General features: G+C 72.9%; 20 protein-coding genes. 12 read left to right on the forward strand and 8 right to left on the reverse strand.

The features are described 5' to 3' along the window. The first annotated feature begins 100 nt into the window (after positions 1–100). Both OG985_RS25975 and OG985_RS25980 read left to right on the forward strand, forming a co-directional pair. Positions 101–1291, forward strand: coding sequence for an acyl-CoA dehydrogenase family protein (locus OG985_RS25975; RefSeq protein ID WP_371670736.1), 1191 nt, complete (start codon positions 101–103; stop codon positions 1289–1291). Next, positions 1291–1764 carry a nitroreductase family deazaflavin-dependent oxidoreductase gene (locus tag OG985_RS25980; RefSeq protein ID WP_371670737.1) on the forward strand — a complete coding sequence of 158 codons (474 nt, stop codon included), beginning with the start codon at positions 1291–1293 and terminating at the stop codon, positions 1762–1764. The genes OG985_RS25975 and OG985_RS25980 overlap by 1 nt, the downstream gene beginning before the upstream one ends. A gap of 131 nt (positions 1765–1895) precedes the next feature. Here the strand turns inward: OG985_RS25980 and OG985_RS25985 are convergent, their stop codons facing one another. Then, on the reverse strand, positions 1896–2531 hold the full coding sequence (locus tag OG985_RS25985; RefSeq protein ID WP_371674498.1) for a TetR family transcriptional regulator: 636 nt from the start codon (positions 2529–2531) through the stop codon (positions 1896–1898). A 134-nt stretch (positions 2532–2665) separates the two neighbouring features. On the opposite strand from OG985_RS25985, the gene OG985_RS25990 reads away from it, so the two are divergent. Together OG985_RS25990 and OG985_RS25995 are read left to right on the forward strand one after the other, a co-directional pair. After that, complete coding sequence (locus OG985_RS25990; protein ID WP_371670738.1) at positions 2666–3397, forward strand: VOC family protein; 732 nt, start codon at positions 2666–2668, stop codon at positions 3395–3397. Between the two features lie 179 nt (positions 3398–3576). Further along, the gene (locus OG985_RS25995; RefSeq protein WP_371670739.1) at positions 3577–5925 is read left to right on the forward strand and encodes a PQQ-binding-like beta-propeller repeat protein; all 2349 of its coding nucleotides are present in this window, start codon (positions 3577–3579) and stop codon (positions 5923–5925) included. A 365-nt stretch (positions 5926–6290) separates the two neighbouring features. Here the strand turns inward: OG985_RS25995 and OG985_RS26000 are convergent, their stop codons facing one another. From OG985_RS26000 to OG985_RS26010, 3 genes are read right to left on the reverse strand one after another with little or no spacing between them, the layout of a single operon-like run. Continuing rightward, the gene (locus OG985_RS26000; RefSeq protein WP_371670740.1) at positions 6291–7061 is read right to left on the reverse strand and encodes an enoyl-CoA hydratase/isomerase family protein; all 771 of its coding nucleotides are present in this window, start codon (positions 7059–7061) and stop codon (positions 6291–6293) included. Continuing rightward, positions 7058–7474, reverse strand: coding sequence for a Zn-ribbon domain-containing OB-fold protein (locus OG985_RS26005; protein WP_371670741.1), 417 nt, complete (start codon positions 7472–7474; stop codon positions 7058–7060). The genes OG985_RS26000 and OG985_RS26005 overlap by 4 nt, the downstream gene beginning before the upstream one ends. A gap of 1 nt (position 7475) precedes the next feature. Continuing rightward, the gene (locus OG985_RS26010; RefSeq protein ID WP_371670742.1) at positions 7476–8624 is read right to left on the reverse strand and encodes a lipid-transfer protein; all 1149 of its coding nucleotides are present in this window, start codon (positions 8622–8624) and stop codon (positions 7476–7478) included. Between the two features lie 96 nt (positions 8625–8720). On the opposite strand from OG985_RS26010, the gene OG985_RS26015 reads away from it, so the two are divergent. Beyond that, entirely contained in the window at positions 8721–10340 is a 1620-nt protein-coding gene (locus OG985_RS26015; protein WP_371670743.1) for a FadD3 family acyl-CoA ligase, read from the forward strand. Between the two features lie 963 nt (positions 10341–11303). Here OG985_RS26015 and OG985_RS26020 read toward each other — a convergent pair. Together OG985_RS26020 and OG985_RS26025 are read right to left on the reverse strand one after the other, a co-directional pair. Further along, the gene (locus OG985_RS26020) at positions 11304–11504 is read right to left on the reverse strand and encodes a hypothetical protein (RefSeq protein WP_371670744.1); all 201 of its coding nucleotides are present in this window, start codon (positions 11502–11504) and stop codon (positions 11304–11306) included. A 213-nt stretch (positions 11505–11717) separates the two neighbouring features. After that, on the reverse strand, positions 11718–14702 hold the full coding sequence (locus OG985_RS26025) for a BTAD domain-containing putative transcriptional regulator (RefSeq protein ID WP_371670745.1): 2985 nt from the start codon (positions 14700–14702) through the stop codon (positions 11718–11720). 209 nt (positions 14703–14911) lie between these two features. On the opposite strand from OG985_RS26025, the gene OG985_RS26030 reads away from it, so the two are divergent. From OG985_RS26030 to OG985_RS26055, 6 genes are all read left to right on the forward strand, one after another. Further along, positions 14912–16159 (forward strand): amidohydrolase family protein, encoded by a 1248-nt coding sequence (locus OG985_RS26030; protein WP_371670746.1) that lies wholly within the window; start codon positions 14912–14914, stop codon positions 16157–16159. Beyond that, positions 16156–17082, forward strand: coding sequence for an LLM class F420-dependent oxidoreductase (locus OG985_RS26035; RefSeq protein WP_371670747.1), 927 nt, complete (start codon positions 16156–16158; stop codon positions 17080–17082). Before OG985_RS26030 ends, OG985_RS26035 begins: the two co-directional genes overlap by 4 nt. Before the next feature lie 11 nt (positions 17083–17093). Further along, the gene (locus OG985_RS26040; RefSeq protein WP_371670748.1) at positions 17094–17870 is read left to right on the forward strand and encodes an SDR family NAD(P)-dependent oxidoreductase; all 777 of its coding nucleotides are present in this window, start codon (positions 17094–17096) and stop codon (positions 17868–17870) included. A gap of 116 nt (positions 17871–17986) precedes the next feature. Continuing rightward, a complete protein-coding gene (locus OG985_RS26045) occupies positions 17987–19105 on the forward strand; it encodes an LLM class flavin-dependent oxidoreductase (protein WP_371670749.1) in 1119 nt (372 codons plus the stop codon). A 95-nt stretch (positions 19106–19200) separates the two neighbouring features. Continuing rightward, positions 19201–20931 (forward strand): amidohydrolase family protein, encoded by a 1731-nt coding sequence (locus OG985_RS26050; RefSeq protein WP_371670750.1) that lies wholly within the window; start codon positions 19201–19203, stop codon positions 20929–20931. Continuing rightward, entirely contained in the window at positions 20928–22415 is a 1488-nt protein-coding gene (locus OG985_RS26055; protein ID WP_371670751.1) for an aldehyde dehydrogenase family protein, read from the forward strand. Before OG985_RS26050 ends, OG985_RS26055 begins: the two co-directional genes overlap by 4 nt. Positions 22416–22766: 351 nt before the next feature. Here the strand turns inward: OG985_RS26055 and OG985_RS26060 are convergent, their stop codons facing one another. Next, positions 22767–23159, reverse strand: coding sequence for a nitroreductase/quinone reductase family protein (locus tag OG985_RS26060; RefSeq protein WP_371674500.1), 393 nt, complete (start codon positions 23157–23159; stop codon positions 22767–22769). Positions 23160–23267: 108 nt separating this feature from the next. Between OG985_RS26060 and OG985_RS26065 the strand changes: the two genes are divergently transcribed. After that, positions 23268–24092 carry an endonuclease/exonuclease/phosphatase family protein gene (locus OG985_RS26065; protein ID WP_371670752.1) on the forward strand — a complete coding sequence of 275 codons (825 nt, stop codon included), beginning with the start codon at positions 23268–23270 and terminating at the stop codon, positions 24090–24092. 90 nt (positions 24093–24182) lie between these two features. On the opposite strand, the gene sigJ is transcribed toward OG985_RS26065, so the two are convergent. Continuing rightward, a complete protein-coding gene (gene sigJ, locus OG985_RS26070) occupies positions 24183–25121 on the reverse strand; it encodes an RNA polymerase sigma factor SigJ (protein ID WP_371670753.1) in 939 nt (312 codons plus the stop codon). Between the last annotated feature and the right edge of the window lie 88 nt (positions 25122–25209).

A 25209-nucleotide genomic window follows, 5' to 3' on the forward strand; every position in this document is an offset into this window, starting at 1 on the left:
GTACATCAGATGTCGGTGGCGGCGGCAGGTGTCGTACCTCTGGGCATCCCGGGCGGTCCGCCCTAACATGACGGGCCGTCAGATCCGGAGGAGGTCCCCCATGGACGCCGGCTTCACCGCCGAGCAGCACGAGATCCGCCGCACCCTCCGCGAACTGCTGCACAAGCGCTGCGGAACGGCGGCCGAGGTGCGGGCCGCCGTGGAGAGCCCCGCGGGCCACGACCCCGCACTCTGGGGCACCCTCGCCGGCCGGCTCGGGCTGCCCGGACTGGCCCTGCCCGAGGCGTACGGCGGTGTCGGCTGCTCCGTCACCGAGCTGTCCCTGGCCGGCGAGGAGACGGGCCGGTTCCTCCTCCCCTCGCCCCTGCTCGCCACCGCCGCACTCGCCGCGCCCCTGCTGCTCGCGCTGGGGACCGAGGCCCAGCGGGCCGAACTGCTCCCGCGGATCGCCTCCGGCGCGCTCACCGCCGCCCTGGCCGTGCCCGGGGCGCAGCTCGCCACCGTCCTCACGCTCACCGGCCCCAACACCGGCGACTGGGCCGGCGGCGGACGGGCGGGAGGCGTGCAGGCCCGGCGCGCGGGCGAGGGCTGGCGGCTGTACGGGGAGGTCGACCAGGTGCTCGACGGGCACAGCGCGGGTCTGCTGGTGGTCGCCGCCCACGCCGGCGGCTTCGCCCGGTCGCGCACCCTGCTCTTCCTGGTCCAGGGCGACGCGGAGGGACTCGTACGGGTGCGACGGACCGCGCTGGACGCGACCCGCCCGCAGGCCCGTCTGCAACTACGCGACGTTCCGGCGGAGTTGCTGGGTGGCGGAGGGGGCGCGGAGGTCCTGGCCGGGCTCGCCCGGGTCGGTGACGGCGCCGCCGCCCTGCTGGCCTGCGAGGCCGTCGGGGCCGCCGACCGGGCACTGGAACGGACCGTGGCCCACGTCCGGCAGCGCGAGCAGTTCGGGCGGGCGATCGGGTCCTTCCAGGCGGTGAAGCACCGGCTGGCCGACGTGTACGTGCAGGTACAGGCCGCGCGCTCGGCGGCCTACTACGCGGCCTGGGCCGCCGGAGGCGGGGAGCGGGTCGGCGCTCTGGCCCTCGCGCAGGCCCTGGAAGCGCTGCGCACCGCCGCCGCCGAGGGCATCCAGCTGCACGGCGGCATCGGGTTCACCTGGGAGCACGAGGCCCATCTGTACTTCAAGCGCGCCAGCGGAGACGAACTGCTGTTCGGGCCGGTTCACCGGCTGCGGGAGCGGGCCGCCGCCGGAGCCCGTCTGTTCGAGACCCCGGAGGTGAGTGTGTGATGGCTGTCGGCGTGCGTGTGGTGCAGAAGGTGTCCTCGACCCGCGGCTTCGCCAAGGTGGCGCCGTACGTCATTCCCGCGCTCGACCGCGCCGTGCACCGGCTCACGCGCGGAAAGGTGCTGCTCAGCGCGCAGATGCTACCGGGGATCGTGCTGACCTCGACCGGTGCGCGCAGCGGGCTCGCCCGACGGGCGCCGCTGGCCTGCATGCCCGAGGAGGGCGGGCGGAGCTGGATTCTCGTCGGGTCCAACTTCGGCCGGCCGGGCCACCCCGCCTGGACCCACAACCTCCTCGCCCGGCCCGAGGCCCGGATCAGCTGGAAGGGCGAGGACATCCCGGTCACCGCCCGGCTGCTGGAGGGGGAGGAGCGGGCGGCCGCCTGGCAGGCGGTGCTGCGCTTCTGGCCGCCGTACGCGACGTACCAGGCGCGGGTGGAGCGGGAGATCCGGCTCTTCAGGCTGGTACGGAGCTGACCACCGGTCCGGCCCGTGCCGTCGGCCCGCCTCGCGACCAACCTCCCCCGGCAGCGCGGCAGGCGGTGGCTCACCGGAGTGAACCACCGCCTGCGAGACAGGACGTGGGGTCTGGAAAAAGGGAGGCAGGGCTACTTCGTCGGCTTCTTGCCGGTCACACCCAGGTACACCAACAGGGCCAGGTTCGGCTTGAGTTCGGCCTGCTTGACGCCCCAGGAGGAGAAGCCCTTCTGGTGCGAGGCGACCGCCGCGAGCATCGCGACCAGTGCGCCCGCGACCGCTCCCGGGTTCACGTCCTTGTCGACCTTGCCCTTGGCCTGGAGTTCGGCGACGGAGTCCGCGAGGGAGTTGTTCACCGAGTTCAGGATCTTCATGCGGATCTTGTAGAACCGCTTGTCGCCCTCGGCCGCGCCGAGGTCGACGACCCTGAGAATCGCGTCGTTGCGGCGCCAGAACTCCAGGAATCCGTCCACGAGTTCCTGGGCGGTCTGCCAGCCGGCCTTGCCGACCCACGACCTGCCCGCGAGCAGCTCGGTCAACCCGGCGCCCTCGGTGGCCATTTGCTCGGCGATCTCCAGGACGGCGCCTTCGACGTCCGGGAAGTACTGGTAGAAGGTGGCGGGCGAAGTGCCCGCCTTCCGGGCGACATCGATGACTTTGACGTCCCGGTAGGGGGAAGAGCTGAGCATCTCGCTGAGGCAGTCGAGCAGCTTCTGCCGGGTCGCCTGCCCACGCCGACCGGCCACGCGGCCGTCGACGGTACGCACTTGTCCTGTCATGCCGTCAGCTTACCGAGGGGTGATCGGAGCGCGATTCGGCCGACTGCAAATGGGGTGTGGGGGTGTGTGCGGGGCGGTACGCCTGGTCTGCGAGGTGCGGGAGTCGCCGTTACGTTGTGAGCATGGCCGAAAACAGGGCATCCGCGTACGGAGAGGGCGTCCCCTGCTGGATCGACGCCCAGCTTCCCGATCCGGCGGCGGGCAGGCGGTTCTACGGCGAGCTCTTCGGGTGGACCTTCGAGGAGCGGCCGGAGGTGCCGGGATCGCCCGTGTGGGCGCTGCGGGACGGCGAGCCCGTCGGCGCGCTCGCCCGCAAGGCGGACGGCCGTATGCCCACCGTCTGGACGGTGTACTTCGCGACCCCGGACGCCGTGGGGCTGGCCCGCCGGATCGCCGCGGTCGGCGGGCAGGTCGTCACGGCGCCCGTGCCGGTCGGCGAACTGGGCACGGCCGGGCTGGCCGCCGACCCGGAGGGTGCCGTCTTCGGCCTCTGGCAGCCGGGCGGCCATCCCGGCTTCGGCAAGCGGCACGAGCCGGGCACCTTCGCCTGGGCCGAGCTGTACGCGCGGGACACCGAGACCGCCAACGCCTTCTACGGCGAGCTCTTCCACGACGCGCTGTTCGGGCCGGACGCCGAGCCCGACTTCGGCCGCGCGACCGTCTCCGACGTGTTCCCGGCGGAGATGCCGCCGCATTTCCTCGTCCACTTCCGGGTCGAGGACTGCGAGGCCGCTCTCGGGACGGCGCAGCGGCTCGGCGGGCGGGTCCAGGTACCGCCTTTCGAAGCTTCGTACGGAAAGGTGGCCGTGATCTCGGACAATCAGGGGGCGTCGTTCGCGGTTCTCCAGCGCTGAACGGCGGAGTTATGTTCGCATATACGGCGAGACACCCCGGTTTTCCCCCGAGTTCGCAACCTGTGCCCCGGGCAGGAAGAATCGGGGTGCGTGCCGCCATGGCGGTGCGGTGGTGAGACGCTGCACGGGGTCGCGTACATATGTGGGTGGCGCGGCTCGTACGGGGAGGTGGCAGGCAAGTGGTGGATCAGCTGACGCAGCACGATCCGCGGCGGATCGGGCCGTTCGAGGTGCTGGGACGGCTGGGTGCCGGCGGCATGGGGCTGGTCTATCTCGCGCGCTCGGCGTCCGGCCGGCGCGTGGCGATCAAGACGGTCCGGACGGAGCTCGCCGAGGACCAGCTCTTCCGCGTCCGTTTCACGCGTGAGGTCGAGGCCGCGCGCGCGGTCTCCGGCTTCTACACGGCGGCCGTGGTCGACGCCGATCCGCGGGCGGCGGTGCCGTGGCTGGCGACCGCGTACGTTCCCGCGCCCTCCCTCGAGGAAATAGTGAACGAGTGCGGGCCGATGCCCGCCCAGGCGGTGCGCTGGCTGGCCGCCGGCGTCGCCGAGGCGTTGCAGTCGATCCACGGCGCGGGGCTCGTCCACCGTGACCTGAAGCCCTCGAACGTCCTGGTGGTCGAGGACGGGCCGCGGGTCATCGACTTCGGCATCGCCTCCGGCGTCTCGAACACACGTCTGACGATGACGAACGTCGCCGTCGGCACGCCCGCCTACATGTCCCCGGAGCAGGCGAAGGACTCGCGCAGCGTCACGGGCGCGAGTGACGTCTTCTCGCTCGGCTCCATGCTCGTGTTCGCCGCCACCGGACACGCCCCCTTCCACGGCGCGAACCCCGTCGAGACGGTGTTCATGCTGCTGCGCGAGGGCCCCGACCTGGAGGGCCTGCCCGACGAGCTCCGCCCGCTGATCGAGTCCTGCATGCAGATGGAGGCGACGGGCCGCCCCAACCCGGCCGACCTCCAGGCCCAGCTCGCCCCGCACCTCTTCGGCTCCGGCTCCGACGACAGCGGTACGGCGTCCGCGTGGCTGCCCGAGCGCGCGGTGACCCTGATCGAGACCCGCCGCGGCGGCCGTCCCGCGCTGCAGCCCGCCCAGGGTGGCCGTGGCGGCGTCCGGGTCGCACCCGTACCGCCCCCGCCGTCGCGCGACCCCGTGATCCCGGCGCCCGTGCCCGTGGGAGCCCCCGACGCCGGGCCCGTGCGGCTGGCCGGCGCCCAGGTGCCGATCGGGCCCGGACCCCGCGTCGTCGACGCCCGCGCCGCCGCCGTGAAGGCGCCGCCGCCGGAGGCCGGCCTGGCCGCCTCCTGGTCCAGGCCCCGCCCCGGCGTCAACGGCACGGACGGTGCCGTGGGCCCTGCCGTACCGGCGCCGCCGCCGGTGGCCCCGGAGACCGCGGCCGGCTGGCGCCCGTGGCGGTTCCGGATGTCGAACGACGTGTGGGGCACCCCCTCGGTCGCCGGCGACCTCGTCTACGTCACCTCCTTCGAGGTGCACGCCCTCGACGTCGGCACCGGCCGCCGCCGCTTCAAGACACGGGACGTGGCCTGGTCGATGGCGGTCGCGGACGGCCGTATCCACGCCTCCGACGGGCCCACCCTGTTCGCCCTGGAGGCCCGCGAGGGCGCCGACCTGTGGCGGCTGTCGACGGACGCCTGGGTGTACTCGCTGAAGGCGGACCGGGGGACCGTGGTCACCGGGACCCGCGGCGGCGGCGTACAGGCCTGGGAGGCCGGCAGCGGCCAGAAGCGGTGGGAGCTCACCGGCGTCCAGACCGACTTCGAGTCCCCGGAGGCCGGACCGACCCTCCACGACGGCACCGTGTACGTCTGGCAGGACGCCCGGCTGCGCGCCCTGGACGCCCGTTCGGGTGAGGAGCGCTGGTCGTACCCGATCGGCGACGCGGCCTCCTGCGGTGGCGTGCCGGTGCGGGTGGCGCCCGCGCCCGACGGCTACGTCTACGTCTCCGCGGGCACCCGCGTGCTGGCCGTCGACGCGGCGAGCGGCCACGTCCGCTGGCACTTCGAGGCCCCGGCCGCCTTCCTGTGCGCGCCGACGTACGTGCCGGGCCCCGCGGTCACCGGCGGCGGCATCTACCTCGCCGACTACCTCGGCACGGTGTACGCCCTGGACGCCACCGACGGCCGCGACCGCTGGCGCATCGCGACCGAGTCCCGGGCGTCGGTCGACTCGGTCCTGGTGGCGGCGGGACACGTGCACGTGGGCAGCGGAAAGGGCCTCTACACCCTGGACGCCGTCACCGGCACCCCCAAGTGGCGCTTCCAGGCGGGCGGCGACATCGTCGGCGCCCCCGCGGTGGCCGAGGGCCGCATCCACTTCGGCTCGACGGACCACCTGCTGTACACGCTGAAGGCCGACGACGGTCGCCTGAGATGGAAGCTGGCGACCGGCGGGGAGATCACCGGCTCCCCGGTCGTCAAGGACGGCGTGGTCTACGCGTGCAGCAAGGACCGCTGCGTGTACGCCCTGGACGCCGAGAAGGGCACGGGCACGGCACGGACGGCCTGACGCCGGGTCCCGGTCATTCGGCTGCCTGACGCCGGGCCCGTCACACGGTGACGGACCCGGCGTCAGGCACGCGGTGACGGCGGCCCGGCGGCGCGCCGACTCTGCGTTCCGGCGGCCCGGCGGCCCGGCGGCCCGGCTGTCGGGGTTCGCGCGGCGCGTGCACCGTCACGCGGTGACGGTGGCGCGCCGACTTCGGATCCGGCGGCGTGCCGAGCCTGCGGCCCGGTTGCCCGGCGGCCCAGGGGCGCGCCGACTCTGCGTTCCGGCGGCCCGGCCGCCCCGGCAGTCGGGGGTCCCGCGGCGCGGGTTGCCGGCCGCGTCGGATCGTCGGCGTCGCCCGTCCGGCGCAGTGGCCGGACGTGGTTTCACCGCAGCCTGAACTCGCGTCCCCGCTCCCGGAACAGGTCGGCCTGTCGGCCGGCCGGCAGGTTCCCGAGCGAGATCAGGTGCGGGGCCTGCGCGAACCCGTGCGCCAGCGCGGCCTCCTTCGCCGCCCACAGGGCGCGCACGGTTCCCTGGACGGCCTCGGTCGGACAGCCGGCGATGACCTCGGCGCACCTCCGCGCCGCCGCCAACGCGCCGCCTTCCTCGGTGAGTTCGGACACGAACCCGATGTCGTGGGCGCGCCGCGCCGACATCCGCTCGGCGGTGCCCATCAGCGCCATCCGCGCGGCCTCCCCGAAGGGCATCGACTGCGCCATCAGGACGGACTCGTACGCGCTGACCATCCCGTACGTGGTGTGCGGGTCGAAGAAGGTGGCCGTCGGGTCGGCGACGACGAACTCCGACTCCCCGAGAAGGTAGAAGGCGCCGCCGCAGGCCATCCCGCGCACGGCGGCGACGACCGGCTTCCACAGGTCGTTCGCCTTCGGGCCGACCCGCAGCAGCGGATCGTCGGCCATGTACGGCGAGTTCGGCTGCGGTACGACCGCGTCCCGGTCGATCCCTGTGCAGAACGCCCGCTCCCCGGCCCCGGTCAGCACCACCGCCCGCACCGAGTCGTCGAACCGCAACGCCCGCCAGACGTCCACGAGTTCGTCCCGCATGCCCAGGTCGATGGCGTTCAGCCGCTCAGGCCGGTCGAGGGTGACGACGGCGACACCGGTGTCCTTGTCGGCGCCGACCCGCACGCTCATGACCGCTCCAGGACCCACTGGGGAAGCCCGTCCGGGGTGAAGACGACGTGCACCCGGGCGCCGATGCGCAGGCGCGCGGGGGACACGGAGTCCAGACGCGCCCCCGCCTCGGCGACCAGGTTCCCGACGAGCCGTATGCGGGGCAGGTCGGCCAGCTCGACCACGACGACGTTGTACGGCGCCTGCTCCGCGTAGTCCGGCAGGAGCGGCGGGTGGGGGAGGACGTAGGACCAGATGCGGCCACGCCCGTCGACACGCTGCCAGTCGCTGTCGAAGGACGCGCAGCGCGGGCAGCAGGGCCGGGGCGGGAAGCGGGGTTCCCCGCAGTCGGCGCAGGCATGGACGCGGAGTTCGCCCTGGGCGGCGTACCGCCAGAAGGGGGCACCGTCGGTGTCGGTGAGCGGCTGGAGCATCTCAACTCCTCAGGAGCAGGGCGGAGGTGGGGACTCCCTCGCCGGCGGTGACGAGGCAGGTGGCGGCGCCCGGAACCTGGGCGGTGCTGGTCCCCCGCAGCTGTTTCACGCCCTCGTTGACGAGGTTGAAGCCGTGGACGTACGCCTCGGAGAGTCCGCCCCCGCCCGTGTTGATCGGCAGCCGACCGCCGGTCTCCAGGGCGCCCCCTTCGGTGAACGCGCCGCCCTCGCCGCGGCCGCAGAAGCCGTAGCCCTCCAGCGACAGCGGGATCAGGGCGGTGAAGGCGTCGTAGATCTGGGCGACGTCGACGTCCTGGGGGGTGAGGTCGGCGTGCTTCCAGAGGTGGCGGGCGGCCGTCCAGGCGGGTCCGGTGAGCGGGTCGTCGTTCCAGTAGTTGACCATGCCGTGGTGCTGGGCGGGCAGGCCCTGGGCGGCGGAGTGGATGTAGACGGGCCTGCGGCGGCAGTCGCGGGCGCGCTCCCGGCCGACGACCACGCACGCCAACGCCCCGTCCGTCTCCAGGCAGTTGTCGAAGAGACACAGGGGCTCGCTGATCCAGCGCGAGGTCATGTACATCTCGCGGGTGAGGGGGCGGTCGTACATGATCGCGGCCGGGTTCTGGTTGGCCCGGTTGCGGCAGGCGAGGGCGACGTTGAAGAGGTGGTCGCGGGTCGCGCCGTACTCGTGCATGTAGCGGCGGGCGAGCATGGCTATCTCGTCGGCGGGCCGCAGCAGCCCGAAGGGGCGCGTCCACTGGGCAGGGGTGGGGAGCTGGACAGCGGTGCTGGTCCAGGGGCGGGGTCCGGAGCCGCGTTTGCGGGAGCGCCAGGCGACCCCGACCGTCGCCTGCCCGGTGGCGACGGCGGCGGCGAGATGGGCGACGGTGGCGCAGGAACCGCCGCCGCCGTAGCCGACCTTGCTGAAGAAGGTGAGGTCGCCGAAGCCGACGGCCTTGGCCAGCTCGACCTCGTCGGTCTCCTCCATGGTGTAGGAGGCGAGAGCGTCGACCTCCCCGGGGGCGATCCCGGCGTCGTCGAGCGCGGCCAGTACGGCCCGGCAGGCGAGCGTCTTCTCGTCCTCGGGGAGCTGTTTGGCGAAGGGCGTCTGGCCGATGCCGACGATGGCGGTGGCGTCCTTGAGTCCGGCCATGCTGGGCATACCTCCGCACACCGACGGGCAGCTGACAGGGCGTCAGGTTACAGCTAATCTGACGGGCAGTCAGCTAGTGGTGACGGGAGGCCGGTTGTGCGCGGAGATGTGGAGTGGGGCACCATTCCGGGCCTGGTCCGGTCGGCGGCCGAGCGGCACGCGGACGTCGAGGCGGTCGTGGAGGGCCGTACCCGGATCTCGTACGCGGAGCTCGGCGCGCGTGTGGAACGCGCGGCGGCCGCCTGCATGGCGAACGGCGTGACGGCGGGCGACCGGGTCGGCATCTGGGCCCCGAACTCGCTGGACTGGATCGTCGCCGCCCTGGGCGCGGTGTCGGCGGGGGCGGTGCTGGTCCCGCTGAACACACGGTTCAAGGGGGCGGAGGCGGCGTACGTGCTGCGGCGCGGCGGGGCGCGGCTGCTGTTCGTGACGGGGACGTTCCTGGGGACGTCGTACGTGGCGTCGCTGCGGCGGGCCACGGGGGAGGGGCCCGGCGCCGGACCCCTGCCGGGGCTGCCCGCGCTGGAGCAGGTCGTGGTGCTCGGGGACGACGCCCCGGCCGACTTCCTGACCTGGAAGGACTTCCTGGCCGCCGGGGAGTCGGTGGGGGCGGCGGAAGTACGGGCGCGCGCCTCGCGGATCGACGGCGGGATGCCCTCCGACATCGTCTTCACCTCCGGCACCACCGGCCGCCCCAAGGGCGCGGTGATCACCCACGCGCAGACCCTGCGGGCGTACGAGGTGTGGAGCGACCTGGCCGGCCTTGCGCCCGGCGACCGCTACCTGATCGTGAACCCCTTCTTCCACACCTTCGGCTACAAGGCGGGCGTGGTGGCCTGTCTGATGCGCGGCGCGACGATGATCCCGCAGCCGGTCTTCGACGTCGGCACGGTGCTCGCGAACATCGCGGCGGAACGGGTGTCGGTCCTGCCCGGCCCGCCCACCCTGCACCAGTCGATCCTCGACCATCCCGCCCGCGACGCCCACGACCTCTCCGCGCTGCGGCTGGTGGTCACCGGCGCGGCGGTGGTCCCGCTGCGGCTGGTGGAACGCCTGCGGGGCGAACTCGGCGTGGGCACCGTACTGACGGCGTACGGCCTCTCGGAGGCCAGCGGCATCGTCACGATGTGCCGTCGCGGGGACGACCCGTCGGTCATCGCCTCCACCTCCGGGCGGGCGGTTCCCGGGACGGAGGTGCGGGTGGTGGACACCGGGGGCGCGGCCGTGGCGCCGGGCGTCCCGGGGGAGATCATGGTCCGCGGCTTCAACGTGATGCGCGGCTACTACGAGGACGAGACCGCCACCCGGGAGGTGCTGTCGGCCGACGGCTGGCTGCGCACCGGTGACGTCGGCGTCCTCGACCGGGCCGGCAACCTGCGCATCACCGACCGGGTGAAGGACATGTTCATCGTCGGCGGCTTCAACGCCTACCCGGCGGAGATAGAGCAACTCCTCGGCCTCCACCCCGAGGTGGCCGACGTCGCCGTCATCGGCGTGCCGGACGCCCGGCTCGGCGAGGTCGGCAGGGCGTACGTGGTACGCCGGCCGCGCGCCGTCCTGACCGCCGACGACCTGATCGCGTGGGCCCGCCGGGAGATGGCCAACTACAAGGTCCCGAGAACGGTGGAGTTCCTACCGGAGCTCCCGCGCAACGCGAGCGGCAAGGTGGTCAAGGGCAACCTGCGAGACCGAACGGGACGACCGGCCACGGGGTGAGGGGGTGGGGGTCTCGGACCCCGGGATTACGAGGTGAGGGTCCCCCGAGCTTGGGGTGACTCGGCGGAGTTCCCGAACCCCGGGTGACTCACCCCGGGGTCGGGTCCCGGACCCCGGGTGACGAGTGGGGGTTCCGGACCCCGGCGTGGCGAGGTGAGGGGCGCGGACCCCGGCATGCGACGGCCGCGACGGCTGCGCGGACAGGCCCGGACCTGATTCGGCCCGGGCCCGGCATGCGACGGCCGCGACGGCTGCCCCGGACGCCCCCGGACATGGTTCGGCCGCGACGGCTTCCCCTCCGCGCCGCCGCGGCCGATCCCCCGATCCCCGCCTCCAGGACTCCGGGTCCCCCGACCCCGATTTCCCGGCCTGTGAATCCCCCGATCCCTCTTCCTCCGGATCCCGTTCCCGGGTCCTTCGGATCCCCCGATCCCCGCTCTCCGGGCCCCTGTTCCCAAATCCTTCGGACCCCCCGGTCCTCAAGACTCGGAACCCCGATGCCCGTCTCTCCGGCCCCCGTTCCCAGGTCCCTCGGGACCCCGGGTCCTCGGGACCCCGGGACCCCGGGTCCTCGGGACCCCGGGTCCTCGGAATCCCGGATCCCCCGATCCCGGTCCCCAGGTCCTTCGGGCCCCCCGGTCCTCGGAACCCCGGATCCCCCGATCCCCGTTCCCAGGTCCTTCGGACCCCCCCCGGTCCTCGGAACGCCGGATCCCCCGATCCCGGCCCCCAGGCCCTTCGGACCCCTCGGTCCTCAGAACCCTGGATCCCCCGATCCCCGTTCCCGGTCCTTCGGGCCCCCCGGTCCTCAGAACCCTGGATCCCCCGATCCCCGTTCCCGGTCCCTCGGGCCCCCCGGTCCTCAGAACCCTGGATCCCCCGATCCCCGTTCCCGGCCCCTCGGGCCCCCCGGTCCTCAGAACCCCGGATCCCCCGATCCCCCGATCCCCCGGATCAGATCGCCTACTTCGTAGGCTTGAACGGCTCCGATGTGGCGTGCATGTCCTTCGTCGTGATGGGCTCGTCGGTGGCGTGCATGTCGTCCGTCGTCGCGGTGGCGTCGGTGGACGGGGTCTCGGTGGACGTGTCCGCGACCGCGGCCGCGCTGTCCGTCGTCCCCGTGGCGTGCATGTCCTGTGGCTTGATGACCGTCTTGTCGCTCATGTCCTCGCTCCGCTCGGTGTGTTCGTCAGTAGGTCGGCAAGGCCCGTCCGGTCACTCCCCCGAGGGTGGCCGGACGGGCCTTCCCGGGCCGCTCACCCTAGTTCGCGAACTCGCGGCCCTCACCAGTGACCCGCCTGCCCCCCGACGCGACGGATCGACTGGTCAGAGCATCGCCCCCGGCGATAAACGAATGATGAACGCCCGCCCGGCGCCTCAGACCGTCCGCGCGGGAGCCACCAGTTCGCGCACCGCCGCGGCCTCCGCGGAGCCCAACTCGTCGTAGATGCGCAGGGCTTCCTGCCAGCAGACCTGGGCCCGGTCCCGTTGGCCGATGCCGGTGAGGGCGTGGCCGAGGACGGTCAGGACGTTGCCGCGCCGCCACTCGCCCCCGATGCCGCGCAGCACCGTCAGGGCCGTCTCGGCGTTGGGGGCCGCCTGGGCGAAGCGCCGTGCCGCGATGTCCACTTCGGCCAGCCGGAACAGCGTCATGCCCTCCCACAGGCGCTGACGGCTCTCGCGGAACACCTCCAGTGCCTCCAGCAGCCGGTCGGCCGCCGAGTCGAGCCGGCCGCTCTGGGTGAGCGCCATCCCCAGGGCGTAGCGGCCGTTGGCGCCCCGCATGGAGTTGCCCATCGCGTCGTAGATCTCCATGCCCTGCTGGGCCAGTGCCACCGCGCTGCCGGTCAGCCCGGTCGCCAGGTGGATGCGGGAGAGGTTGCACAGGGCGCTTGCCTCGCCGGGGCGGTCGCCGAGGGTGCGGAAGTGCTCGATGGCCTGGGAGAGGTGTTCCTCGCCGTCGGTGTTGCGGCCCTGGTACAGCGCGATGATGCCGCGGGCGTTGCGCGCCCAGCTGGCCGGCAGCAGGTCGCCGGCCTCCCGGGCGAGGCGGATGACCTGTTCGGCCTCCTGGTCGGCCATCTCGAACCGGCCGCCGTCGACGTGCGCGTGGGCGAGGGTCATCAGCGCCCGCGCCTCGACCCGCGGCCCGCCGGTGCGCCGGGCCGACTCCAGCAGGGCCCTGGCGGTGGCCTCGTACTCCCTGGGGTTGGCCCCGGACTCCGAGAGGTCGAGGGCCGCCCACAGCAGGTCGATCGCCCGCGGCAGGGTGTGCGTGCCGGTCGCGGACTGTCGGGTGACGGCCAGCAGGCAGTTCGCCTCGGTGTAGAGCCAGTCCCGGGCGGCGCGCCGGTCGGGGAACGCCAGCCCCGGATGTTCGGTGACGGCCAGGTGGTCCACCAGCCGGTCGCCGGGCCGTTCGATGGCGTACACGCCGGCCGCGGTGGCCAGGTAGAAGTCCAGCAGCCGCGACAGCGCGCCCTCGCGTTCGCCCGGCGGTTCGTCGCGTTCCGCGCACGCACGCGCGTAGAGCCGTACGAGATCGTGGTACCGGTACCGGCCGGGCGCCGCGGACTCGACCAGGGAGGTGTCGACCAGGCCCTCCAGCACGTCCTCGGTCTCCTCGGCCGGCAGGTTCAGCACGGCGGCCGCCGCCGGCACCGAGATGTCCGGCCCGTCGGCGAGCCCCAGCAGCCGGAACGCCCTCGCCTGGGCCGGCTCCAGCTGGCCGTAGCCGAGCTCGAAGGTCGCCTTGACGGCCAGGTCGCCGGCCTGGAGTTCGTCGAGCCGGCGCCGCCCGTCCGCGAGCTTCGCCGCCAGCACGGACACCGTCCAGGTGCGGCGGGCCGCCAGCCGGGAGGCGGCGATACGGATGGCGAGGGGCAGGAAGCCGCAGGCGGCCACCACGTCCAGGGCCGCCTCCCGCTCCGAGGCCACCCGCTCCTGGCCCACGATCTTCGTGAACAGGGACAGGGCCTCCTCCGGTGACATCACGTCCAGGTCGACCAGGTGGGCGCCGGCCAGGTCCACCATCCGCACCCGTGACGTCACCAGCGCCGCGCAGCCCTCGGTGCCCGGCAGCAGCGGCCGTACCTGGGCCGCGTCCCGGGCATTGTCGAGCAGGACCAGGACCCGGCGGCCGTCGAGGACCGAGCGGTACAGGGCCGCCCGCTCCTCCAGGGAGTCGGGGATCGCCGACTCCGCCGTGCCGAGGGCCCGGAGGAAGGAGCCGAGCACCGTCTCCGGTTCCGCGGCCCGCGAGCCGGCTCCCTGGAGGTCGACGTACAGCTGGCCGTCGGGGAAGGCGCCGCGCGCCCGGTGCGCCACGTGCACGGCGAGGGTCGTCTTGCCGACACCGCCGATTCCCGCCAGCGCCGAGACGGCCATCACCCGGCCCTCGGCGGAGGCCAGTACCTCGCCCAGCTCGGCGACGAAGGCGGCGCGTCCCGTGAAGTCCGGGACGCTTGCCGGGAGTTGGGCCGGGCGGACCGGTGCCGCCGCCGGCTCGGCCTGCGGGGCCGAGGGTTCGGCCAGTGCGGGGTCCGCCCGCAGGATGCGCTGTTGCAGTTCACGCAGGCCGGGGCGGGGGTCCACGCCCAGTTCGTCGGCCAGCAGCCGCCGGGTGTCGGCGTACACCGCCAGCGCCTCCGCCTGCCGGCCGCTGCGGTACAGCGCCAGCATCAGCAGCTCGCGCAGGCGTTCCCGCAGCGGGTGGGCGGCGGTCAGCGCGGTCAGTTCGGACACCGCCTCCGCGTGGCAGCCCTGCTCCAGGTCCATGTCCAGCCGGGTTTCGAGGAGTTGCAGCCGCCACTCCTCCAGCCGGACCCGCTGTGTCTCGGCGTACCGCCCCGGCACTCCGGCGAGCGCCTCGCCGTCCCACAGCCCCAGCGCCCTGCCCAGGACGTCACGGGCGTGGCACAGGTCTCCGGCGGTGCGGGCCTTCTCCGCCTCGGCCGCCAGGTCCTGTACGGCCGCGAGGTCCAGCGCCCCGTCCCGCAGGCCGCGCACCGCGTAGCCGCCCGACTCGCTCACGAGCACGCCGGGGTCGAGGACCTTGCGCAGCCGGGAGGCGTAGGTCCGCAGCGCGGCCAGTGCCTGCGGCGGGGGTTCCTCGCCCCACAGGGCGTCGATCAGCTCGGCGGCGGTCGCGGTGCGGCCCTCGCGGAGCAGGAGCGCGGCGAGCAGCGCGCGTTGCTGGGGGGAGCCGGTGTTCAGCTGGTCCTCGCCACGCCAGGCCCGCACCGGACCGAGCACGCCGAAGCGCAGCACCGCCGACTCCGTGGCGGAGTCGGGACGCCTCTGCTCCGGTACGCGCGGTACCTCGGGCACCTGTGGCGCCCCGGGTGCCTGCGGTACGTCCATCGCCGTCCCCCTAGAAACAGTGAGCAACGACGCCAGTTTGCCTTGTTCATGGCAGATGCGTCAGCCGTGCGAGACGGCGATCACAGGCAGGCGCACGGGAGCCCACAGAGTCCACACAGGATCTCCGCACAGTTCCGCCCGGGAACCGCCAGGGCGGGCGCCGCACACATTGCTGACGGGTCGTCAGATCGGCGCTACCGTGAGGTGTCATGGACACCCAAGACGCCCATGGCGGCACGTTTCCGCTGATCATCTCGGTCGACGACCACACCGTCGAACCCCCGGACGTGTGGCAGGACCGGCTCCCGAAGAAGTACCTCGACACCGGTCCACGCATCGTCCGCGCCCCGCTGAAGGAAATGACCTTCCTCGGCGGCAGGTTCAAGCCCGTCATGGGCCGGCCGGGCGACGACGGGCCGATCGGCGACTGGTGGGTCTACGAGGACCTGCACCGCCCCCTCACCCGCCTGGACACCGCCGTCGGCTACAGCAGGGACGAGATCAAGCTCGAGATCATCACGTACGAGCGGATGCGCCCCGGCTCCCACGACGTCCCGCAGCGCCTCGCCGACATGGACGTCAACCACGTCCAGTCCGCCCTCTGCTTCCCGACCTTCCCCCGCTTCTGCGGCCAGACCTTCACCGAGGCGAGCGACCGCGAGCTCGGGCTGCTGTGCGTCCAGGCCTACAACGACTGGATGGTCGAGGGATGGTGCGGCCCGGCCGCGGAGGGCCGGCTCATCCCCCTCACCCTCGTCCCGCTGTGGGACGCGGAACTGGCCGCCCGGGAGGTCCGCCGCAACGCGGCCCGCGGTGTCCGTGCCGTCGCCTTCTCCGAGATACCCCCGCACCTCGGGCTGCCGTCCGTGCACACCGACGACTGGGACCCCTTCCTCGCCGCCTGCGCCGAGACCGGCACGGTCATCGCCATGCACATCGGCTCCTCCAGCCGGATGCCGTCCACCTCCGCCGACGCCCCGCCCGCCGTCGGCTCCACCATCACCTTCGCCAACTGCTGCTTCTCGATGGTCGACTGGCTGATGAGCGGCAAGTTCGAGCGCTTCCCCGGCCTGAAGGTCATGTACGCCGAGGGGCAGATCGGCTGGATCCCCTACATCCTGGAGCGCGCCGACGTCGTCTGGGAGGAGAACCGCGGCTGGGGCGGGGTCGCCGACAAGGTCCACCGTCCGCCGTCCGAGCTGTTCGCCGAGCACGTCTACGGCTGCTTCTTCGACGACGCCTTCGGGCTGCGCAACCTCGACGCCATCGGCGTCGGGAACGTCCTGTACGAGACCGACTACCCGCACTCCGACTCCACCTGGCCCAAGTCCCGCGAGGTCGGCGAGGCGCAGATGGGCCACCTGGCACCGGACGTGGTGGAGCGGATCGTCCGGGGCAACGCGATCGAGCTGCTGGGCCTCACGGCGGACGGGCTGTGGCCGGGCGATGCCCGGTGAAGACCCCGTTCGTGTACGGCATCCAGCTCCCCGTCCAGTCGCAGAGCACGATCTACGCCGAACCCTGGGAGGCCGACGCCGGTCCCGGCGACCTCGTGGAGATCGCCCGCACCGCCGACCGCGCCGGCTTCGACTACATCGCCGCCTGCGACCACGTGGCGATACCGCGGCGGCTGGCGCCCGCGATGAGCACGGTCTGGTACGACCCCGTCGCCACCCTCGCCCACCTGGCCGCGGTCACCCGACGCGTCCGGCTGCTCAGCCATGTCGCCGTCGTGGGCCTGCGCCACCCGCTGCTCACCGCCAAGCAGTACGCCACCCTCGACCACCTGTCGGGCGGCCGCCTGATCCTCGGCGTCGGGGCCGGGCACGTACGGGAGGAGTTCGAGGTGCTGGGGGTGGACTTCGAGCGCCGCGGACCCGTCCTCGACGAGACCATGGACGCCCTGCGGGCCGCCCTCGGCCCCGAGGAGTTCCCCGAGCACCACGGCAAGCTCCACGACTTCGAGGACCTCGGTCAACGGCCCCGGCCCGCTCAGACCCGCGTCCCCCTCTGGGTCGGCGGGTCCTCGCCCGCCGCCGTCCGCCGGGCCGCGCTCAAGGGTGACGGCTGGCTGCCGCAGGGCGACCCGCGCGACCGGCTGCCGGCACAGATCGAGCGGATCCGACGGCTGCGCGAAGAGGCCGGCGCCGAGGAGCCGTTCACCGTCGGCGCCATCACCGAGCCCCTGTACGTGGGGGTTCCCGGGTGGGATGTCGGCCGCCGCACCCTCAGCGGGCCGCCGGAGGCGCTCGCCGAGTCCCTGCGCGCCTACCGCGCGATGGGAGTGGACCAGATCCAGGTCCGCTTCCGCAGCCGGAGCCGCGGCGAACTCACCGACCAGATGGCGTCCTTCGGCGCCGACACAGCTCCTCACCTCTAGGGAGAGACCGCATGGGCAAGCTGGACGGACGCGTCGTCATCGTCACCGGCGCGGCGCGCGGACAGGGCGAACAGGAGGCGCGCCTGTTCCGGGAGGAAGGCGCCCGGGTCGTCGTCGCGGACGTACTGGACGACCAGGGGGAGGATCTGGCCAAGGAGCTGGACGCCCGCTACGTCCATCTCGACGTCGGCAGGGAGGCGGACTGGACGGCCGCCGTGGCCGCGACCAAGGAGGCGTACGGGAAGGTCGACGGGCTGGTCAACAACGCCGGCATCCTCCGGTTCAACGCCCTGCTCGACACCCCGCTCGAGGAGTTCATGCAGGTCGTGCAGGTGAACCAGGTCGGCTGCTTCCTCGGGATCAAGACCGTCGCCCCGCACATCGCGGCCGCGGGCGGGGGCACGATCGTCAACACCGCCTCGTACACCGCCGTGACCGGCATGGCGGCCGTGGGCACCTACGCGGCGACCAAGCACGCGATCCTCGGCCTCACCCGGGTCGCCGCCCTGGAGCTGGCCGGGCGCCACATCCGGGTCAACGCCATGTGTCCGGGCGCGATCGACACCCCGATGTCCAACCCGTCCCGGCTCGACCCGTCGGCGGACGTCGAGGAGATGGCGGAGGCCCTGGACGGGCTGTACCGCAAGCTCGTGCCGCTCGGCCGGATCGGTCAGCCGCGGGAGGTGGCCCGGCTGGCGCTCTTCCTCAGTTGCGAGGACTCCTCCTACATCACCGGGCAGCCGTTCGTGATCGACGGAGGCTGGCTGGCCGGCGTCAGCCTCATCTGACCGGCCGTCAGCTATTGACGGTCCATGGGTGCGGTGCCACAGTCGGCCAGGACACAAATCTGACGACCCGTCAGATATGGCTCACGCGGGAAACAGACTGGGGACGGTGAACCTCCTTGGAATTCGGGCTCTTTGTACAGGGATACGTGGGCAAGCGCGCCGAGACCGATCCGCTCGCCGAGCACAAGGCGCTGATGGAGGAGACCGAGTACGTCATCCAGGCGGACAAATCCGGCTTCAAGTACGCCTGGGCGTCCGAGCACCACTTCCTGGAGGAGTACTCGCACCTCTCCGCCAACGACGTCTTCCTCGGCTACCTCGCCCACGCGACCGACCGCATCCACCTCGGCTCGGGAATCTTCAACCCCCTCGCCCAGGTCAACCACCCGGTCAAGGTCGCCGAGAAGGTCGCCATGCTCGACCACCTCACCGAGAACCGCTTCGAGTTCGGCAGCGGACGCGGGGCGGGAAGCCACGAGATCCTCGGCTTCCTCCCCGGCATCACCGACATGAACCACACCAAGGAGATCTGGGAAGAGACCATCGCCGAGTTCCCCAAGATGTGGCTCCAGGACGAGTACGTCGGCTTCCAGGGCAAGCACTGGCAGCTCCCGCCGCGCAAGATCCTGCCGAAGCCGTACGGGAAGTCGCACCCCGCCATGTGGTACGCCGCCGGGTCGCCGCCCTCGTACGAAATGGCCGCCCGCAAGGGGCTCGGCGTCCTCGGCTTCAGCATCCAGAAGGTCTCCGACATGGAGTGGGTGCTCGAGAAGTACAAGACGGCCGTCGTGAACGCCGAACCCGTCGGGGACTTCGTCAACGACAACGTGATGGTGACGACGACCGCCATCTGCGCCCCGACACACGACGAGGCGATCCGGATCGCGGTGAGCGGCGGGCTGCACTACCTCCCCTCCCTCGTCTTCCGCTACCACGACACCTTCCCGCGCCCCGAGGGCTTCCCGGTCTGGCCGGAGACGCTCCCCGAGTACACCCCCGAGTTCGTCGAACTCCTCGTCGAGGAGGAGCTGCTGATCTGCGGCGACCCCGACGAGGTCCTCACTCAGTGCAAGCGGTGGGAGCAGGCGGGCGCCGACCAGCTCAGCTTCGGGCTGCCGGTCGGGGTGCCCAAGGAGGAGACGCTGCGGACGATCCGGCTGATCGGGGAGCACGTGATTCCGAAGATCGACACGGATCCCGTACACCGGACGACACGGTTCCGGCAGGCCGGTTGACCGCCGTCGCGGAGTGCGGGCCGTCCGTGGCCGGTCGCGCAGTTCCCCGCGCCCCCTGGGGTGCGACTCTCACCGGAGTTGAGGAGGCAGGCCTCATGCTCGATCACGTCATCAAAGGGGCGACCGTCGTCGACGGGACCGGCGCCCCGGCATCCACCGCGGATGTGGGAATCCGGGACGGCCGTATCGCCGTGATCGGCGCGGTCACCGAAGAGTCCCGGACGACGGAGGACGCGACCGGACTCGTCCTCGCCCCCGGCTTCGTCGATCCGCACACCCACTACGACGCCCAGCTCTTCTGGGACCCCTACGCCACCCCGTCCCTCAACCACGGGGTGACCACCGTCGCGGCCGGCAACTGCGGCTTCACCCTCGCGCCGCTCCACCCGGAGCGCCCCGAGGACGCCGACTACACCCGCCGCATGCTCTCCAAGGTGGAGGGCATGTCGCTGGTCGCCCTGGAGGAGGGCGCCCCCTGGAACTGGCACGGCTTCGGGGAGTACCTGGACGCGCTGGAGGGGCGGATCGCCGTCAACGCGGGCTTCATGGTCGGGCACTGCGCGCTGCGGCGGTACGTGATGGGCCCGGACGCGGTGGGCGGACAGCCGAGCGAGGAGCAACTGGCCGCCATGCTGCGGCTCTTCCACGAGGCGATGGACGCCGGCGCGTGGGGCCTGTCCACCACCCAGTCCTCCACCCACTCCGACGGTGACGGGAGGCCGGTCGCCTCCCGGCACGCCCGCCCCGCGGAACTGCTGGCCCTCGCCAAGGCCGTCGGGGAACACGAGGGCACCCAGATCGAGGCGATCGTCGCGGGCTGCCTCGACCAGTTCAGCGACGCGGAGATCGACCTGTTCGTGGAGATGAGCGCGGCGGCGGGACGCCCCCTGAACTGGAACGTCCTGACCATCGACGCGTCCGTCCCCGAACGCGTGCCCAGGCAGCTGCTGGCGAGCGAACAGGCCCGGAAGGCGGGCGGCCGGGTGGTGGCGCTCACCATGCCGATCCTCACGCCGATGAACATGTCGCTCGGCACCTTCTGCGCCCTGAACCTGATCCCCGGCTGGGGCCCCGTCCTGGGCCTGCCCGTTCCCGAGCGGATCGGGCGGCTGCGGGACGCGGACGTACGGGCGGAGCTGCTGGAGCGCGCCCACTCCAAGGAGGCGGGCGTCTTCCGGCGGCTGGCGAACTTCGGCCGGTACGTCATCGGTGACACTTACAGCGGGGCGAACCGTGGCCTGCGCGGGCGGGTGGTGAAGGACATCGCCGCCGAACGCGGCCTCGACCCCTTCCACTGCCTGGTCGAGATCTGCGCCGCCGACGACCTGCGTACGGTCCTGTGGCCCATGCCCACCGACAACGACCCCGCGTCCTGGGCGCTGCGGGCCGAGACCTGGCAGCACGAGGACGTCCTGCTCGGCGGCTCCGACGCGGGCGCGCACCTGGACCGCATGTGCGGGGCGCCGTACACCACCCGCTTCCTCGGCGACTGCCTGCGCGGCCGGAAGCTGGTCGGCCTGGAACAGGCCGTGAAGATGCTGACGGACGACCCGGCACGGCTGTTCGGCCTGCGCGAGCGGGGCCGGCTGCGGGAGGGCTTCCATGCCGACCTGGTCCTCTTCGACCCGCGGCGGATCGACGCGGCCACGGCCACCCTGGTGCACGACCTGCCGGGTGACAGCCCGCGACTGGACTCCAAGGCGATCGGCATACGGGCCGTGTGGGTCAACGGCGTCGAGACGATCCGGGACGACGTCGTGACGGGCTCCGTCCCGGGCCGGGTACTGCGCTCGGGGCGGGACACCGGGACGGTGGCGACCAGGTGACCCGGGAACGGCGGCCGATCGACGGCGACCGGGCGGCCGACGGCCAGGGGCTGTTCCTCGGGGGTTCCTGGGTGGAGCCGGACGGCGGCCACTACGAGGTCGTCGACCCGGCGACCGAGGAGATCGTGGGCCGGGCGCCGGAGGCCTCGCGGGATCAGGTGCACGCGGCCTGCGCCGCGGCCCGCGAGGCCTTCGGCCCCTGGTCGCGTACCTCCGCCGAGGAGCGGGCGGCGGTCCTCGCCCGGGCGGCGGACATCATCCGCGAGCGGCTGGTGCCGTACGCCGAGCTGGCCCGGGCGGAGACCGGCGCGACGACCGGGACGGCCCGGGCGATGCAGGTGGGGGTGGCGGCGGCCCGTTTCCAGCGGTACGCGCGCGTGGAGCCCGCGGAGTGGGCGATCACGCCGCAGATCACCGAAGCCGGCCCGCTCGGCCGGGCGGGAGTGACGGGCGCGCTGGCGGTACGGCAGCCCGTCGGGGTCGTCACCTGCGTCACCTCCTACAACAACCCGTGGGCGAACGCGGCCGGAAAGGTCGCCCCGGCGCTCGCCATGGGCAACACCGTGGTGGTGAAACCCGCCCCGCAGGACCCGCTGTCCGCCTACCGCATGGCGGAGGCGCTGGAGGCGGCCGGGGCGCCGCCCGGAGTCGTGAACGTCGTCTCCGGCCGGTCGGTCGAGGTCGGCGAGGCGGCCGTGGACTGCGACGACGTGGACATGGTGAGCTTCACGGGTTCGACGGCGGTCGGGCAGCGCATCGCCGAGGTGTGCGGCCGGGGCATGAAGCGGCAGCTGATGGAACTGGGCGGCAAGGGGGCCGCCGTGGTCTTCGACGACGCGGACCTCCGCTCGGCGGTGGCCGGTATCGGATCGACGTTCTCCTTCTACAGCGGACAGATCTGTACGGCGCCGACGCGCGTGCTGGCGCAACGAGGCGTGTACGACGAACTGGTCGGCCAACTGGCCGCCTACGCCGGCAGGTTGAAAATCGGCGACCCTCGGGAGCGGGACACGGTCGTCGGACCGGTGATCTCGGAAGCGCACCGGGACCGGATCGAGTCGTACGTCGAACTGGGCCGCAAGGAGGGAGCGTCGGTGGCCGGCGGCGGCGAACGCCCTGCCCTGGACCGGGGTTTCTACGTCACGCCAACCCTCCTCGCGGACTGCACCAACGACATGCGCGTGGCCCGGGAGGAGATCTTCGGCCCCGTGGTGGTCGTGATCCCCTTCGACGAGGAGGAGGAGGGCATAACCCTCGCCAACGACAGCGACTACGGCCTGATCGACTACGTCTGGTCCGGCGACGTGGCCCGCGCCTTCCGGGTGGCACGCCGGTTGCGGGCCGGCGGCGTCGGCATCAACACCGTCGGCCGCAACATGGAGGCCCCCTTCGGCGGCTTCAAGAGGAGCGGCGTCGGCCGAGACGTCGGCTCGTACGCGCTGCACGCGTACAGCGAGGTGCAGTCGATCGTCTGGCCGGGCTGACCCGTGCCCTGAGGGGACGCGCCCTGAAGGGGCGCGGGGAACTGCGCGACCGGCCACGACGGCGCCGCGGACGTTCGACGGCGCATCGCGGCAGGTCGCGGCGCATCTGCCCGCGCTGACTCCGCTTCGGTCCGGCAGCGCCCTGAAGGGGCGCGGGGAACTGCGCGACCGGCCACGACGGCGCCGCGGTCGAACGGCGGCCCTTGCGGCGGGGCGTTCGTGGGCTGGCCGGGCTGAGCCCGCAGCGGTTCGGCACCCTGAAGGGGCGCGGGGAACTGCGCGACCAGTCACGACGGCGCCGCGCACGATCGACGGCACGGGACGCCACCCGCAGCACGTCCGGCGGACCGCTCAGTCGAGATCCACCCGCACCGTGAGCAGCCCCGCGCCCACCGCCCGTACCGCCGCGCTGTTCATCCGGGGCAGGCTGCGCAGTCGTGCGACGGCGTCGTCGTCCGGCAGGAGGTGCGCCGTGCCGGTGAGCCAGCGGCCCCGCAGCCGGACCCGGACCCTGGGGTCGGCCTTGATGTTGCGGATGTACTGCGAGCGCTCGCCGAACTCGGAGACCAGCCAGAAGGAGTCCCCGATCCGCCGGCCGCCCAGCGGAGTACGCCGGGGCTGCCCCGACACGCGGCCGGTGGTCTCCAGCAGCGTCTGCGTCGGCATCCGCCGCTGCAACGGGTTGGCGATGGTGCGCTGGAGGGCCGAGACGGCCCGGTACTTGGACTCGGCGTCACGGAACACCTTCACGGAGACTCCCGTCTCTTGTCTCCCGTCCTCTGCCTCGCGCAGGTGACGGTGGTCTTCAATGGTCCCAGTGTCGGAACGGGTGAAGGACGGGCGGGGTCGGCGATGCGCATCGTGAGCTGGAATCTGTGGTGGCGGTTCGGGCCCTGGGCCGAGCGGCAGAAAGCCATACTCGCCGTACTGCGGGAACTGGAGCCGGACGTGGTCGGCCTCCAGGAGGTGTGGGCGGCCGGCGGCGAGAACCTCGCCGAGTGGCTCGCGGACGAACTCGGCCTGCACTGCGCCTGGGCCCCCTCCGACGCGTCCGAGCGGTGGCAGCGCCGGATCGGGGACCCGTCCGTCGACGTCGGCAACGCGGTGCTGAGCCGCTGGCCGGTCATCGAGCAGGACGTCCTGCGGCTGCCCGTGCCCGAGGAGCTGGACGACGGCCGCCTCGCCCTCTACGCCCGCCTGGCCGCGCCCCACCACGAGGTCCCCTTCTTCACGACCCACCTCACCTCGGCCCCCTCGGCGTCGACCGTGCGCGTCGAACAGGTCACCGCCCTGGCCGAGTTCGTGGCGGCCCACCGGGGCGGCACCGCGTTCCCGCCCGTCGTCACCGGCGACTTCAACGCGTGGCCGGATTCCGACGAGGTCCGCCGCTTCGGTGGCTACAAGACGGCACCGGCCGCCCCCGGCCAACTCTTCCTCGACGCGTGGGAGTACGCCGACCCGACGGCCCCCTCCGCGACGTGGGACCCGGCGAACCCGTACGTCGCCGTCCACGACCCGGCCGTCCGCATCGACTACATCCACGTGGGCCCGCCAGGCCCCGGAAGCCTCGGCCACGTCCGCTCGGTCCGCCGCGCGGGCGCGGGCCCGGTCGACGGCGTATGGCCGTCGGACCACGCGGCGGTGGTCGCGGACCTGGCGGCGGAGGAGACGGCCTAGTTTTGGTGTGGCCTCGGTGTGGCCTCGGTGTGGCCTCGGTGCGGGTCCGTGCCGGTCGCGGTCCGGTCGCCGCGGTGTGGGGACCGCTCCTCAGCCGCTCCGCCAGGGTCGCAGCTTCTCGGGGTTTCGCACCGCCCAGATACGCCTGATCCGGTCGCCCGCGATCTCGAACGCGAACACGGTCACGATGGTGCCGTCCTGTCGCGCCACCAAGCCGGGCAGGCCGTTGACCGTGCACTCCAGGAACGTCCTGCGATCGCCCGACACACGGGCGATCCTGGCGTAGGCCCGCGCGATCCGCTCGGCGCCCACGATCGGGTGCAGATGGGTGACGGCCAGCCCGCCGCCGTCGGCGGTCGCGGTGGCGTCGGGGTCGAGCAGGCCGATCAGGGCGTCGATGTCCTTGGCCTCCCACGCCGTTCTGAACCGCCTGACGATGTCGGCCTGCCCTGCACCCGGGCCGGCCGGAGTCCGCGCCGTACGGATGCGACGGCGGGCGGACGAGGCCAGTTGGCGGCACGCCGCCGGAGAGCGGCCGACGATCTCTGCAACCTCGCCGAAGGGGTAGCGGAAGACGTCGTGCAGGACGAACGCGACGCGCTCGGCCGGGGTCATCGCGTCGAGGACGACCAGGAAGGCCATCGTCACCGACTCGTCGAGGGTGATCCGATCGGCCGGGTCGGTCCCGCCGACACCGGAGCGCCCGGTGATCCACTCCGTGTGTTCGGGCAGCGGTTCCGGGATCCAGTCGCCCACGTACGTCTCCCGCCTGGCCCGGGCCGAGCCGAGCAGGTTCAGGCAGATGCGGCCGGCGACCGTCGTCAGCCAGGCGCCGGGCGACTCGATGGCCCGCTGCTCCTGTGCGGACATGGCGTACCAGCGGGCGTAGGTCTCCTGCACGACGTCCTCGGCGTCGGCGAGGGACCCGAGGAGTCGATAGCCGAGGTTGATCAGCCGGCGCCGCTCGCTCATGATCGCGCTGAGTCCCGGTTCGCGCCGATCGTCGCCGGGCTCGACTCCGGTGGTCATGGTCTGGCCTTCTCCCTCGCTCGCTTCCGTGCCTCTCCCCGTTACGACAGGACAGCGCACCCGACTGTGAGGCCGACGCGCCACCTCA

The organism is Streptomyces sp. NBC_00289, assembly GCF_041435115.1.
Lineage (GTDB): Bacteria > Actinomycetota > Actinomycetes > Streptomycetales > Streptomycetaceae > Streptomyces.

Excerpts from the sequence above, each read along its gene's own strand:
- OG985_RS25975 (WP_371670736.1), top strand. The coding sequence starts at position 101 with ATGGACGCCGGCTTCACCGCCGAGCAGCACGAGATCCGCCGCACCCTC.
- OG985_RS25980 (WP_371670737.1), top strand. The coding sequence starts at position 1,291 with ATGGCTGTCGGCGTGCGTGTGGTGCAGAAGGTGTCCTCGACCCGCGGC.
- OG985_RS25990 (WP_371670738.1), top strand. The coding sequence starts at position 2,666 with ATGGCCGAAAACAGGGCATCCGCGTACGGAGAGGGCGTCCCCTGCTGG.
- OG985_RS26000 (WP_371670740.1), bottom strand. The coding sequence starts at position 7,061 with ATGAGCGTGCGGGTCGGCGCCGACAAGGACACCGGTGTCGCCGTCGTC.
- OG985_RS26005 (WP_371670741.1), bottom strand. The coding sequence starts at position 7,474 with ATGCTCCAGCCGCTCACCGACACCGACGGTGCCCCCTTCTGGCGGTAC.
- OG985_RS26010 (WP_371670742.1), bottom strand. The coding sequence starts at position 8,624 with ATGGCCGGACTCAAGGACGCCACCGCCATCGTCGGCATCGGCCAGACG.
- OG985_RS26020 (WP_371670744.1), bottom strand. The coding sequence starts at position 11,504 with ATGAGCGACAAGACGGTCATCAAGCCACAGGACATGCACGCCACGGGG.
- OG985_RS26025 (WP_371670745.1), bottom strand. The coding sequence starts at position 14,702 with ATGGACGTACCGCAGGCACCCGGGGCGCCACAGGTGCCCGAGGTACCG.
- OG985_RS26030 (WP_371670746.1), top strand. The coding sequence starts at position 14,912 with ATGGACACCCAAGACGCCCATGGCGGCACGTTTCCGCTGATCATCTCG.
- OG985_RS26040 (WP_371670748.1), top strand. The coding sequence starts at position 17,094 with ATGGGCAAGCTGGACGGACGCGTCGTCATCGTCACCGGCGCGGCGCGC.
- OG985_RS26050 (WP_371670750.1), top strand. The coding sequence starts at position 19,201 with ATGCTCGATCACGTCATCAAAGGGGCGACCGTCGTCGACGGGACCGGC.
- OG985_RS26065 (WP_371670752.1), top strand. The coding sequence starts at position 23,268 with ATGCGCATCGTGAGCTGGAATCTGTGGTGGCGGTTCGGGCCCTGGGCC.
- sigJ (WP_371670753.1), bottom strand. The coding sequence starts at position 25,121 with ATGACCACCGGAGTCGAGCCCGGCGACGATCGGCGCGAACCGGGACTC.